This window comes from Chitinophaga agri, from assembly GCF_010093065.1.
Lineage (GTDB): Bacteria > Bacteroidota > Bacteroidia > Chitinophagales > Chitinophagaceae > Chitinophaga > Chitinophaga agri.
In genome coordinates this window covers 1,669,474-1,683,770 of the sequence record NZ_CP048113.1, presented here as the reverse complement: position 1 = coordinate 1,683,770, position 14,297 = coordinate 1,669,474, and the positions used below count along the sequence as shown (strand labels likewise).

Sequence of the window (14,297 nt, the reverse complement as noted above, 5' to 3'; positions counted from 1 at the left end):
TGGCTTACATAGAGTGGGGTACTCGGATAGCGGTAATAAATTCACAGGAGCATGTAAGCAATGAGGATGTAAATATCCCAATGCCTAAGTGGGGGTGGGGCGAGACTAAGGGGCCGTATATTCCGTAGGCTGCTTTGTTAAGTTAGGGTAATGAGTCACCTCCTGTTTGTCTCTTTCAACCGGAAACAGCATTTCATCCACGATCGTTCCCTGCCCGGCTACACGGCACCAGCCAGCCGTACTTTTATGATAAACTTCGAGCCGGCGTACTTTAATGCGGACATCCTGGCCATCAACTACCAGATGTACATTTGCCAGGAAATTGACGACCGCCGTATTTCCATCGTAGATACGTATAAACTCATGGCCCGGTAGGGATACTACAGATTTGAATACTACTTTCTGTTTTATTTGTGCGGCTTTCCATTCGCTGAAGGAAAAGGAGATATCTCCCTTAGGACCTACCGCGATGAAATCGTTACAATCTATACGGGTGCCGGGCTTGCTTTCATGCATCAACTGCCGGACTGCCTGTCGTTCCTCTGGGAAGCTGGTAGTGTCTGTTTGTGCATACAGGCTGTAGCAGGAGAGAATGGCGATGGAGGCGGTCACTATTTTTTTCATGAGAATGCGTATTTTCCCCAAAAGTAAGCCGTTCTGCTACCTATAAAAGTAAAAATAGACGAGCTACAGCAAAGGTGCGGTTGAATCCGTTCATCGACGATAAAATGATTTTGTGACACCACGAGGTGAGCTTGGTCGAACAAGATCCTGAAATGTTACGGCATTTCGTATATTAGTATAAACCTCAAGCGGATGCTGCAACTGCCTTTTTTCTTCTCCCATGAGCGCAAATGGCGTTATGCCCGGCATCTGTGTTTCTGGGTCCTTTGGTTTTTATTTCAGTTACTGCTATACTCTTTTACTCCGTCGGCGATTTTACAACAACAAACGTTCTGGCGGCGTATTGTCATTACTTTTCCGGAAGCTTTTCTATTTCTTCTTCCGAGCATATTCCTGGCCTATTCGCTGATGTACCTTGTTATTCCGAAACTGGTATTGCCAGGGCGCTATGTGATGGCGATAATAGGTTCGCTTGTGCTGGTGCTGCTCACCGCTACGTTTGCGGCTTTTTTGTCAGTAACCGTAGTTGATGCATTCAGGCACCTGGTAGCCGATCGCTTGTCTCCGGTATTGGCTAAAGAAGCGCATCCTCCTTTTTATGTCCAGATTGGCGTGGCCATGTTGGCTGGACTCCGTGGTAGTATTACCATTGGAGGAGTAGCAGCGGCTGTTAAATTGTTAAAATGTTTTTTTGAGAAACAACAGGCCGCGCTGATATTGGAAAAGGAAAGAACAAAAATAGAACTACAGATGCTGAAAGCGCAGTTGCATCCGCACTTTCTTTTCAATACACTTAATAATGTATACTCTCTTACGCAAGACGTTTCTGCGAAAGCATCTGGCATGATCATGGGGCTTTCGGAACTTTTACGGTATATGTTATATGATTGCGATAAACCAATAGTGCCATTGGACAAAGAGCTGAAAATGACCCGTGATTATCTTGAACTCGAAACAGTTCGTTATGATCATCAGCTTGACATATCCCTGCAATTACCTCAACAGGGTGGGCATTTGTTCATAGCGCCATTGATCCTGTTACCCTTCCTTGAGAATGCATTTAAACATGGTGCAAGTAAAATGGTAGAACAACCATGGATCAGCATGCATATCAATATAACGGGTCTGGAACTAAGCATGAAACTGATCAACGGCAAATGTGCCAGCGCTCACACTCCCGCAGCTGGCATTGGTATTATGAATGTCCGGCAGCGTTTACAGCTGTTGTATCCTGGAACACATGATCTGCAGATAGACGACCTCGAAGAAATGTACATTGTTAATTTAAAGATGACACTGGATATAGCCAGTTATGCCAGTGAAAAGCCGTTTGCTTATGGAGCCGCAAAAGAAATTTAAATGCCTGGTGATAGATGACGAGCCTCCAGCCAGGGAGGTCATTCGCCGGTATATCGAACAGATCCCATTTTTAGAAATGGCAGGAGAATGCAGTAATGCTTTGCAGGTTATTACGGTACTGCGTGAACAGCAGATTGATCTGCTCTTCCTTGATATACAGTTACCGCAGATGAGTGGTATGGAGCTGATCAGGACGTTGCAACATCCACCTAAAATTGTGCTCACGACGGCTTATGACCAGTACGCTGTGGAGGCGTTTGAGCTATCCGTAGTTGACTACCTCGTAAAACCGATCCGGTTCGAACGCTTTTTAAAATCTGTCATGAAGGCATTACCAGAAAAAGAGGTACCGTTGACCAGTGAGCCAGCGTTAGCAACCAACCACGGATTTCTGTATTTCCGTGCGGACAGAAAAATGGTAAAGGTTTTTCTGAATGATATTCTCTATGTGGAGAGCCTCAAAGACTATGTAAAGATTCATACGGTTAAGGGACCGGTAATCACCAAGTATGCGCTGGTAGCCCTCGAGGCCATGTTACCAGCAGCAGCCTTCCTGCGAGTGCATCGCTCCTTTATTGTGGCTATCGATAAGATAGAATCATTTTCCGTGGAGGAAATCCAAATTGCAGGCGGTCTTGTGCCGATCGGAAAACTTTTTAGGCAGCAGGTACTTAAAACCCTGGATATGGGTGCCTGAGTCCCGAATTTGGTCGACGATAGAACATTTGAATCGATGAACACTAGTTGTATGACTTAGTTAACAGATTATCTGTGAAAACCCTGTAAAAGATGCTGCGGCGCCCATTAACTTCGCATGGTATACTCCTGCTGGAAAAAAATGTGTAACAGTATTTCATAACTACAAGAACATGTAATAGCTATTACACATTAACAATGATCACCCTACTCTAAATCTATTAGCGATTTCTTTTCGCTAATGAAATGATACCCCGTTGGTCTATCTTCCAAAGACGGCTAACAACAGTATCAATTTCTCTTCCAACTCTGAGGTGGTAAGATGTTTTAGTCTCAAATGTCGAATCTGTCTCATAAAAATCTGCAATTAAAGTATCTTTCATTATATAATCTGCATCACAAAAACTAGCGATCTGCATTTTGCTTATCTCATTCAATGTTCTCGTGTTAACCGTAATAATAAATCTGTCTCCACAGTGACCTCCAAAACAATCGATGTAAGCCACCGACACACTATCATTAATTTTATATACGCCAAATCAGGTTACATAAGGAGCCCGTTTGAGATATAATGAATCAAAGCTGAAATATCGGTTTAACTGTGAAATTGGAATTTCCTTTCGTTCCGCAATAAGTTGTAATATCTGAGTACTGCTATCTTCTCCCTTACTGACTGACCTAGTATATTTATTCAATAATGTGTTCGGCATATTTTCCTTGGGGACACTGTGTCTTTGAAAGTTGCAGGAACATAAGGTATATGATAAAATATAAACAAATAACATTGTGCTATCATGATATTTGTCAAATATTGTCCTACTCATAAGATATTCACTTGTAAAAAAACTAAGAATTTTAATCTGATCTATGCTGTTACTGTAGCATCTTACGCGAAAATATAATAATGTAATGACGTTCTTAATGTTCCTTTCCAATTCAAGTGGTTAATGTGTCCTGAGGATTCCATGAATGGGTACGTCATCCGGTTAGTATCAGTCAATACTGAATACATTGGAACAAAAGCCATGGTGCGATTTGAATAAGAGGGAATTATAGAAATAGTGAATTTTGCTGAGAGGGGTAACAGATAATTATTCCTGAGGGAAAAGGATTTTCATGGTAGGATATGCTGCTTAAACTCCGCTAGCAGACGGGTACCCAGGTCACTACATTGCGCGACATCAGTGTAGGCCTATATAAAAGAGCTATGTAATTCTTCGGCAAAAATCCTTTATGGTTAGGAACGGGCAGCTTGCTACGCTCGATTTTTCGACCGGGATGTTCATATACCTTGTAAGAAGCATAGATAATTGAAGATTGTGTCCTATATTCGTGCACAGTTAACTCTATAGAAAAGTCCTGAAGGGAATAGCGATTGGGTCTTGTTAATCTTGACGCCTTCTTAAGGTGTGATGTCCACGGTTTTACCCGTTACTTAGTCAATTCCAGGTAATATCAATTGCAGCGATCTGAATAAAGAACTAGTTTTCAATGTCTGTACAATAGTGACAGCCCTTATTTGATAAGCTACCTGGCTTTTCCTTTTTTAGGGTGAGCCATTATTTGTTAAGAATAATGGTGATTGTTGGCATCGCATGCCGATGTAGAATCTGCTTATTAACGGACAACCCATTCGCATCCTTTCTTATTTAATCAATTACATAAAACCCCTATCATGCAAAGATCAATTTACTTGTGCCGCATACTGTTTGTATGCATCTTCATTTCATTGCTGGCTGCCTGTCATAAAGACGATCTCCCGTGGCCTGGTCCCGGTAATAAACCCTGTAATTGCGATGCCCAGAGTTTGTCAATATGGTATTACAATCAACCAGGCCAGTTCGTGTTTGGCCGCCAGTACCAGTTCTTTAAAACATATAGCTGGCAGGAGTTCTATTATTCTATATTCATTCTTGCTGACAGCCCAACGCCGGTTTATCCGCATAGTTATATGAATGGCGGCCGCATGGGCAATAAAGCCTTTCTGCTGGACTCCACTAGCAAGGATACCGCCTTTACTGTCATTCTGAACAGCAAGGGACAGCCGGTAGAGACCTTTTACACCGATCCTATGATAGGCGGGTTCACTTGGCATAAGACCTATGCCTATAATAATAAAGGGCAGCTGGTAAGTTATTTTAATCCTGAACAGAACTGGGACTATACCATCAGGTATGACCAGCATGGGAATGTGAAGCAATATCTACGTAATAATAACAGCACCCTGATGCTGGAGCTGACCTATGATTATTCTAAGCCTATCACCAACGGCGTATATTTTATCGACAGTTGGTATGGTCACTTCACAGAACTGGAACTACTGCGGCACATGGGGCTGTTGGACATGCATCCGCATCATAAACTCATCAGGGCAAATAATGCCTATCAGTACCCGGAGTATGACAGGTACTTCTTTGACCAGCAGATCAATAGCGATGGGTATGTGACCAGCTATAATACCACGCTGTGGTATCCCAGCGATACATTGAGCGTAAGTGTGAACTGGCATTGTGCAGGTCAGAGCCAGCAGGCTATGGCAAAACATTAGTGATAACGTTTTACCTGAATGTGCAGGATGCGCCCTGGACATTCAAGACTAGTCAAATTAGCGGAGTTTTACTTTTGGGATTTGCGTTTCCGTCATTGAGCAGATGATTTTTTAAGTGTTAGATTAGGGTTTATATTCATTTTTATATTGATCGCATCGTTTTCATATTGATTATAAAAGACGTATCCGAGATCTCCAGTTAATATAAAATAGCAGATCCGCTATTAGGGCGGATTTGTTATTTATGTGCCAGTAGCGGAGCCTCTACGATTGTGCTGTGTTAGGTCCGTGGGGTGGGCATTTTTTTATGAAATACCTCGAAATTACCTTACAGGTAGCCAATCCTGTCAGACAAGGTTTGGTGAACCATCGGAAGCGCGTCTTGCGTAGTTGTCAGAGATGATGGCACGAAGCGTAGACAGCGACTGCTGAAAGTGTGCTATTGAGCCTCGAAACGCTTCTGTATATTGAAGCTTTAGCCGTTCTAAGCTAAGGCAACATCAAACCTGCGCAATAGACAAGTGGGACGATTCGACAGGGGTCCAAGAACATGTCAAAGGCAGACCTGGGTGATACAGGAACACAGGAGTGCATAACGTCTCCAAACGGAAGTCGATTCATTGGATTGACTGAACAAGAATAATCCACCGTGCTTACAGGCTCTGTGTCGTCACCTTGTTAAGCGCTAAGAAAAGATGATATGGGGAGATATCCGAACCGGGAGAAATTGGAGGTAACGAAAAGGACGAAGGCTGTCTTGGCATCCTCATAGTACCGTTAGAAGGGTGGGAATTAGCTTTATCAAAGCCACTTAGTAAGGAAGGGCGATGTCTGTTTACGGAACTACCATCTTAGTAACACTAAATGTACCAGAGACATGAAAGAAGTGTTATAGTAGAGACGCACATAGCGGCCCGGGCAGGGATGTATCCGGGAGAAGCGCTAACTAACATCCAGGCTGGGCAAATCCCAACACCAGGCAGTAGAAGAACTGTCCAGAGAAGTGAGCATGCACCTAAAAAGCGGAAAGGTCGGAGATATCTCCGACCTTTCCACTTTAGTGCCCAGTAGCAGAACGTTTTCGAACCAACTTGTGTTGATTTTGAATAAGTTGAGTGCATAAGCTTTCTTAAGGATTATAAGTATGTCAAGATATGAAAGCCCCCGGGCATTCATTGGCTCTTTTACAATTGCAGCCAAACTATAAAAAAAGCTCTTTTGATATTGATAGGTTTGGTATACTGTTATTAAGGGAAGGGGATTGATTTTAAGCCTTTTAGGACTTTTTTCTTAGGCTATGTAGTGGCTGTGTCTGTTAATCCCTCTTGACGTATTTACATAGCAAAAGGGAAAGTAACTATCACATGCGAGTCTTACAACTCCATTCTAAAAGTGGATATTCAATGCTGCTGCAACAGCTATTAAGAAATCCATCTGAAGTGAGTTGTCTAATTTAAACAGAAGGTTCCCATCCGATTGAAGTTCCAGTACCTTTTTTCCTCTATCCCTGCAATCAATTCATCCTGAAGTTTCACGAGGTAGTTTTTATGGACAAAGTATACAAAGAATGGTTCTCACAAATTAAGTATAAAGTTCAGCAGGCGCAGTTGCGGACTGCTAGTAATTTCAATACTATATTGATAAGTTTTTTTTGGTAAATATTACTTAAATACAATGTAAAATCCTGATATATTTTGCGTTTTACATTGTATTAGTAATTTATTATAATACAACATGGCATATTTGCTATTTTAATAGCAAGTCCCCCTATGTCAAAGATGTTGTCTAACCCCGGTCTAACATATACCGGAGAATGCTGGCCCTTTTAACAGTGATGAAAGCGTTACTTACCATACCTTGGTATGTATTGCCATTAGGAGATACCTGTTTCAGGTCTTTTGAGATTTTTTTTGCGAAGACTGTTTGCATAGAAATAGAATAGATCAACAGAAAAGTATCTCATTTTGAGGATAGCAATATATAAACATATTGTTTTACATGTATAGAATGGCGTAATGTCTGTTCTAAGATAATTGATAATTCAAATCAACAAGGCAGAATGGGGACGGAAGAAGAAAAATACAAAGTAGTTGGTATTTTCTGCTAATAATATTTCGACCAACTTTACTATTTGGAACGCTTTTAAGTCACTGTCTATGCTAAACAAAGCAATCACCCCCGGCAATCACACTTGTGCCTCAATACGCTGTCAGATTGTTTTGTACGGTAAACAAATAATGACTATCTGTCAAAAACTACAAAACATGGCAAAATTCAACACAAAAAAAATTAAGATCGTGTCTATCACATATAGCATAGACGATCATGAATTTACGGCTACTCCAATAGAAAAAAATGAGATCAAAAATGTGCTGCCCAAAGAAGTTGCTGCTTTCGGCCAGTGTATACCGGGAGATGTAAGATGTAAAAACGGTGTGGCGCAAAGATGTTTTGATATCGGCAACGGCCAGTCTGCATGGATGAATACTGACGAACCATGCTAAAATCTTTTTACTAATCCCAAAACATTACAATGAGATATTGTATTATCCTGTTCATTTCCTTTCTTCTCTCCTTTTCAGCTCAGGCCCAGGTTTCGAAGACATTTACTGTGTGCGGAGAGTTTTTCACGTATACAGCAACCACACAACCTGACAAATCCATACGGGTTAATATAGCAGATAATAGCAATGCCGCCAGACAAAGGACATTTCCATATATTGGAACCGATGTAGAGACCTTTAAACGGCTTTTTTCTTCAGAATTCAATAAACTCCCGTCACTTACCTGTGGATCAGTAGATGCTGCGAAACTGAACAATGAAGCCAATATTCTCTGGAATGATCTGCAGAGACGTTCACTCGCGTCACTACCTCAAAGCTATTCAAAAACGCTTGCGATCGGTAATGGCAGTTTTACTTATACTGGCACGTTTGACACAGATAACTCCATTAAAATTACTATTATTGACATCGCAGATGCCACAAAGAGGGTAGAATATAATTACTCAGGAACAGATGTCACTTTTTTCATGGCTGTATTCCAACGGAATTTTCTGCGCATCAATGGGTTTACCTGTACTGATCCTGAAAAGGACCTGATACTTAAAGAAGGTAATAATCTGTGGTTCCAGCTCATTGCCATCAGGCCCTTACAACAACCAAGTGCCGCACCGGAAGCTGGCAGGCTGAGTATATCCAGTCAGATAAAATTTTATATTTCTTATATTGACAGTGCTACGAAAAAAGAAAAAATCGTTAGTTCAGAGGACATCAGCGTTCAGGATGTTGATATCGAATTTAATAACGGTTATATAGAAAATATCTCAGCCACCATCCTCATCAACGGACGGCCCAGAACTTATATTAACATATACGGGATTGGCTTCACCTCCGTTGAAAATCAAAATAAGCTAAAGTCAATCCGCTTATATGAGAGAGGCGCAAAAGCATTTCCTGACAAAAAGCGCATGACCCAAGCACAGGCTGCATTAAAAGGGGGCAATCGTACCTACATCATCTTGGGTGAATTGCTGGATTATAAGAATAGACTGGAAGTAGACAGAAGAGACTATAGTCCTAAAGATACCTCAATGACACTTTTCGGTGGTCAATATGCTACGCTTTATAAAGAAGAAACCAATAAGTTATTCGAAGCACGCATTTATAGTGATTTTGTGGGCCTTCAGGACGATAAACCTAATGGCCTAGTGCAGACGGATGTCGAAAAAAGAATTAACATCAATACTGCACAATGGCAAACAAGAAGGTGGATATTCCCTGTGGTGAAAAGTGTGGGGATTTTCCAGTATATCCTGCCCAGCATTACACTGTCCAAGCTGGAAGAACATAACAAACACTACATCCTAGGCGATCTTGATTCGATCAGACAGCATCCGGGCGATAATGACACGGCATCATTAGCGAAGAATTCTCATCGGTATGCCACACCACTCGGATTATATCAGCGCCAGAGCTTTAGTGCTGGTTTCGACTTAAATGTGTTGTTTCTCGCCAATCACAATCTTAAATTCAATATTTATCTGAATATCGGTGGCCGGCTTGGCATTACGCCTGTCGCAGATTCTCTCACAATACTAGAAGGGTCAACAGTCACCAAAACAGGCCTAGTAAAGGAGTATACAATTAACACCTTGCAGATAACCCCGCAACTGAAACTAGTCTTTCTGCCAGAAGAGCGGTTTAACTTATCCTTGTCGTATCGTGCCATCTATATCAAGCCTTTTGCCCCCGGCGTGGAACTCCTGGGATTTACAAAAGACGATCCACAGAAATATATGCTACAGCGGAACAAATGGCTGAATACTCTGGAGCTGTTGATGTCCTTCAATGTGAATAAAAATGGGGACGGAAAAGTATTCGGCAGGGCAAGATTCAATTCAGAAATTGCCAATTACCAGAATAATTTTGCACAAATTCAGATCGGGTATTCAACTTATATCTTTGGAAGAAATAAGTAATTAAATAAGAATGGAAGTTGTAGAAGGTTCCATTCTTATTTAAAAAGTAATCAAACTATTGTCCTAGCGGGGTACATATAAAAGTTCTGCGGAAAAGATAATGTCATGTATCTTTTTGCGTAATATAGCTAAATGTGCCCGTCAAGGGTATGATATTTAGTGTTATCGGAACATTAGAATGTGGGAAGCGGGCATTCTGAAATTCTTTACAACTAGGGCCACTAATGCTTCTGCTGAATCTTTTAATGCGAAAGTAAAATCTTTTAGGAACGCTATGAGAGGCAGGGGGATGTGAATTTCTTTCTTTTTGTAAGGTTCCGGTAGACAGCATCTTCGGCATGTAAGTCTGAGGGTTTATGTTTGCGTTGTTTAAATATGCCCTGTATGCAATCATCCAATAATTCCACGATACGTTCATTTACAATATCGGAGAAGAAGAATATCGCGATGCAATGGAGCCAGTCAAACGTAAAGATGCAAGTGTTTTGTGATAATCATGGAATCACGGTCTCCATGCTCAAGAACTGGAGGAAGCAGTTTGCCACTCCTGCAAAAGTTCCCAGACGAAAACATTTCATTCAGCTGACACCTTCTAAGGCGAGTATACCAGATATTGCACTTCCATTCGCGGAGGTGATATCTTTATCAGGTAACAGGATAATTTTTCATTCGGCGGTCAATACAGACATGCTAAAAGAGCTACTAAACAGTAAATAAATGCTGGCACTCTCGTCCTCATGCAGGTATTTTCTGTATACTCAGCCAATCATGATAAGTAGTAGCTTTTACAAACTGGCGGCTATTGTCAATCAACAGATGCATTTGGATCCTTTAACCGGGGATGTCTATATTTTCTTTAACCGCAGAGCTACACATATCAAGCTACTTCAATGGCAGCAAGATGGATTTGCGATTTATTACAAGCGGCTTGAGAAGGGAACATTTGAGATTCCCAAACCAGGTGGGGTACAGTCTTCGCTTACTTCTACACAATTGATGCTTATTCTGCAAGGCATTCAGATGGATAAAGTCCAGTACCGCAGGCGGTATTTTCGACAATCTGCCGATCATTAACATCGCGCTAACAAATAATTGATTTACATGTGATAACATTGCAATTGCAATGAGTACGTCAGCAGAAGATAATGATTACAAACAGCTCTATGAGTCTGCCATCAACAAGGTTGAGCAGCTGCAGCATGAATTGAATCAGCTCAAGAAGATGATTTTCGGAGTTCGTCAGGAGCGATTTATTCCCGCAGATAAGAATCAACTGGCACTCGATATTCCAACAGAACAATCTGCTGCTGTTTGCAACGTGTTAGATGCAAAGAAGGTGACTTATGTGAAAGTTGTAAAACAAGATGCGACTCAAGCCAGAGATAGCCGTCATACCATACCATCTCACTTACGAAGAGAAGATGTAATTATAGATCCAGACCATATACCAGCTGGTAGTAAACATATTGGCACCACTGAAACTGAAGTGCTGGAATACAAACCCGCTGAAATTTATGTAGTCCGTTACATCCGTAACAAGTACCTTCTCCCATCTGCGGATGAGACGTCGTCAAAAATTATTGTTGGACCTTTGCCAACATTACCAGTTGCAAAATCGATGATGGGGCCAGGCTTACTGGCTCAACTGGTTGTTGAGAAGATCTGCGATCATCTCCCCGTGCATCGCCAGCAACAACGTCTGGAAAGAGATGGCATAAAGCTACCATACTCAACGCTGAGTGATGGTTTTGCTAAGACAGCTGCGTTAATTACTCCTATTTACAGAGCGCTGGTAACAGAAGTACTCAACGCTGACTATTTGCAGGCTGATGAGACAGTGTGCCTTGAAGTAACATGAAAAGTTACATGCTGTTAGATTGATGGTGGCAGGCCCACCGTAAGGGATGACAGGCATACCTTACAAACCACCCTATGATGCTTTGGACGAAAGGAAAAGGTGTTGAGCGATAGGGGAAAAGGCAGAATTAATCTGTCAGGTAAGATTTAGTGAGCTGAACGAAAGTGAACTGCCATAGTAAAGTATCGATATCGCACTTATTCTGTCGAAAGCAGGTAACAGTTTCTTACCTACAAATTAAGTTTAGCGACAGTAACCTGGTGTTGGCTAGATGACAGGCGGTACATAGGTAGCAGGACACTAAATCAGGCGATTTAATGGAACAAGGGAATTTGTACAGGAGTGCAAAGGGAACAATTCAAGCGGAGACACCGCAAGGTTAAATACCAATATCCTGTACAGAGGCGGACTAAGTCGTAGTACTATTGAAGCTGCTGTAATGGCTGTGGAGGGAAGGGCTTAGCCAGATTAGTTTTATAAAACCAACAACAGTAAAATGGATGATTGATTATTATGAAACAAAGCAACATCCGGTGACCAAGAAAATGGTACTGGATGCTTACAAGAAAGTAAAGGAAAATAATGCAAGTGGTGGAATCGACGGAGAAAGTATAGAAGATTTTTCGATTGATGCGTCAAAGAATCTATACCGGATTTGGAACAGAATGACATCTGGATGTTATTACCCGCCAGTTGTGAAAAGCGTTGAAATTCCAAAGAAATCTGGCGGTGTGCGTATTCTTGGCATACCTACAATATCAGATCGCATAGCTCAACAGGTTGTGAAAAATTATCTTGAACCTATCGTGGAAGGCAGCTTCCATGAGGATAGTTATGGATATCGTCCCGGTAAGAATGCACATCAGGCCTTGGAGAAAGCCACTGCACGGTGTGGTTATTATAGTTGGGTGGTTGATATTGATATTCGAGCGTTTTTTGATAGTATAGATCACGAACTGTTGTTGAAGGCAATCGAGTGGTATACAAAAGAGAAATGGATTCTAATGTATATTAAGCGATGGCTTAAGGCTGGAATTATGTGTAACGGAGAAGTTAGACGTGGGGAAAAGGGCACTCCTCAGGGAGGAGTAATAAGCCCGCTACTAGCTAACATCTTCCTTCACTTTGTATTTGATAAATGGATGGAAAAGAATCACTCAAACATGCCTTTTGAACGGTATTGTGACGATGCAATTATACACTGTACGACAGAAAAACAGGCAAATTTCATCAAAGGTGCAATTACCAGGAGGATGATAGATTGTCGGTTGATGCTGAATGAGGAAAAGACGCGTATAGTTTACTGCAAAAATCATATACATACTGAAGCACATCGAAGTGTAAGCTTTGACTTTCTGGGTTATACTTTTCGACCATTAGGCAGACCAACTAAGAATGGCTGGAAACTTATGTATTTTCCGTGTATGAGTGACTCGTCTAAAAAAGCAGTTAGGCAAAAAGTGAGAGAGGTAGTAAGAAGACGTTTCCAAGGCACGATTTTGAACATCGCAAGGATACTAAACCCTAAAATCAGGGGATGGTATCAGTATTATTGTGTATACTCAAAGTGGACAACACATGGATTGTGGTACTGGCTAAATCTAAAATTGGTAAGATGGATAATGGAAAATAGAAAGCTTGGAAAGGGACGGGCGCATAGATGGCTTGTAAGAGTCTACGAAACCAATCCCCGATTATTTGAACACTGGTCATTTATTCGCCCATATTAATTGTATTGCTAATCTGGAAGCGCCGTGTGATGGGAGACTATCACGCACGGTGCTGTGAGAGGCTTGGGCTGAAATGCCCTTGCCTACTCGACTCGGTACCAGTGCTCGACAAGGATAAGAAAGGGAGCACTCATCGGGGGTATTACTGGCTCTATCAGGATAGTATTAACAAGCTGCTTGTCTTTGATTATCAACCCGGGCGTGGCCGAGAAGGACCCGCAGAAATGCTGAAAGATTTTTATGGTACGCTGCAAACAGACGCTTACTCTGCATATAATAGCATCGTTGACACCAATAATATAACATTGATCCACTGTCTTGCTCATGCAAGAAGGTACTTCTCTGACGCTATTTACAGCGACCGAGAAAGAGCAGAATATGTATTGGAACAGTTACAGCTCGTCTATCAGATTGAACGCGATAGCAGGGCGTTAAATCACGACAATGAAAAACGAGCAGCTTCAAGACAGAAGCACTCCTTACCTATACTGAAGAAATTAGGAAGCTGGATGGAAGACCAATACAAGCAGGTACTTCCACAAAGCCCGATAGGAAAAGCCCTTGCCTATAGTATAAAACGCTGGGATAAACTCTGTGCCTTCGTGTATGATGGAAAGCTACATCCAGATAATAACGCGGCTGAGAGATCTATAAGAGCGACTGTTATAGGCCGAAAGAATTACCTCTTTGCCGGGAGCCATGAATCAGCAAAGCGAATTGCAATGCTCTACAGCCTGATCGGAACCTGTAAACTACATAACATTAATCCCAGCCTTTGGCTAAAGGACGTTTTAATGGTCATTAACGACCATCCCATCAACAGAATCAAAGAGCTCCTACCTCATATCTGGATCACGAAGCAAAAGTAACGCTCTCCAAAATCATTACATAGGTGCTGTCTACCGGATACTTACTTCTTTTTAATGACAATCCCCCAAGAATTCAACTTGATCCCTCTTCCCCCCAAGAATTCAACTTGATCCCTGATAAGCAGGCCCAGAA

General features: G+C 41.7%; 12 protein-coding genes. 11 read left to right on the top strand and 1 reads right to left on the bottom strand.

Translation table 11 applies throughout. The features are described 5' to 3' along the window. Window positions 1–105: 105 nt before the first annotated feature. Window positions 106–624: a nuclear transport factor 2 family protein gene (locus GWR21_RS06290; protein WP_162330903.1), complete on the bottom strand. Its 519-nt coding sequence runs from the start codon at window positions 622–624 to the stop codon at window positions 106–108. A gap of 192 nt (window positions 625–816) precedes the next feature. On the opposite strand from GWR21_RS06290, the gene GWR21_RS31330 reads away from it, so the two are divergent. From GWR21_RS31330 to tnpC, 11 genes are all read left to right on the top strand, one after another. Next, on the top strand, window positions 817–1,983 hold the full coding sequence (locus tag GWR21_RS31330) for a sensor histidine kinase (protein ID WP_202929057.1): 1,167 nt from the start codon (window positions 817–819) through the stop codon (window positions 1,981–1,983). After that, window positions 1,961–2,680: a LytR/AlgR family response regulator transcription factor gene (locus tag GWR21_RS06280; protein WP_162330902.1), complete on the top strand. Its 720-nt coding sequence runs from the start codon at window positions 1,961–1,963 to the stop codon at window positions 2,678–2,680. Before GWR21_RS31330 ends, GWR21_RS06280 begins: the two co-directional genes overlap by 23 nt. Before the next feature lie 1,674 nt (window positions 2,681–4,354). Then, the gene (locus GWR21_RS06275) at window positions 4,355–5,227 is read left to right on the top strand and encodes a hypothetical protein (protein ID WP_162330901.1); all 873 of its coding nucleotides are present in this window, start codon (window positions 4,355–4,357) and stop codon (window positions 5,225–5,227) included. Between the two features lie 2,264 nt (window positions 5,228–7,491). Then, window positions 7,492–7,731, top strand: coding sequence for a hypothetical protein (locus tag GWR21_RS06270; protein WP_162330900.1), 240 nt, complete (start codon window positions 7,492–7,494; stop codon window positions 7,729–7,731). A 527-nt stretch (window positions 7,732–8,258) separates the two neighbouring features. Then, window positions 8,259–9,707: a hypothetical protein gene (locus tag GWR21_RS06265; protein WP_162330899.1), complete on the top strand. Its 1,449-nt coding sequence runs from the start codon at window positions 8,259–8,261 to the stop codon at window positions 9,705–9,707. Window positions 9,708–9,879: 172 nt separating this feature from the next. Then, window positions 9,880–10,002, top strand: a complete 123-nt coding sequence (locus GWR21_RS31750) for a transposase (RefSeq protein WP_394367272.1) — start codon at window positions 9,880–9,882, stop codon at window positions 10,000–10,002. Between the two features lie 89 nt (window positions 10,003–10,091). Next, window positions 10,092–10,424: an IS66 family insertion sequence element accessory protein TnpA gene (gene tnpA / locus GWR21_RS06255; RefSeq protein WP_162330025.1), complete on the top strand. Its 333-nt coding sequence runs from the start codon at window positions 10,092–10,094 to the stop codon at window positions 10,422–10,424. Continuing rightward, window positions 10,425–10,781 carry an IS66 family insertion sequence element accessory protein TnpB gene (tnpB, locus tag GWR21_RS06250; protein ID WP_262888451.1) on the top strand — a complete coding sequence of 119 codons (357 nt, stop codon included), beginning with the start codon at window positions 10,425–10,427 and terminating at the stop codon, window positions 10,779–10,781. Between the two features lie 49 nt (window positions 10,782–10,830). Then, window positions 10,831–11,565, top strand: a complete 735-nt coding sequence (locus GWR21_RS06245; RefSeq protein ID WP_162330898.1) for an IS66 family transposase — start codon at window positions 10,831–10,833, stop codon at window positions 11,563–11,565. A 500-nt stretch (window positions 11,566–12,065) separates the two neighbouring features. Continuing rightward, window positions 12,066–13,295 (top strand): group II intron reverse transcriptase/maturase, encoded by a 1,230-nt coding sequence (gene ltrA, locus GWR21_RS06240; protein WP_162330897.1) that lies wholly within the window; start codon window positions 12,066–12,068, stop codon window positions 13,293–13,295. Between the two features lie 101 nt (window positions 13,296–13,396). After that, window positions 13,397–14,164 carry an IS66 family transposase gene (tnpC, locus tag GWR21_RS06235; protein WP_162330896.1) on the top strand — a complete coding sequence of 256 codons (768 nt, stop codon included), beginning with the start codon at window positions 13,397–13,399 and terminating at the stop codon, window positions 14,162–14,164. The last annotated feature ends 133 nt before the right edge of the window (window positions 14,165–14,297 follow it).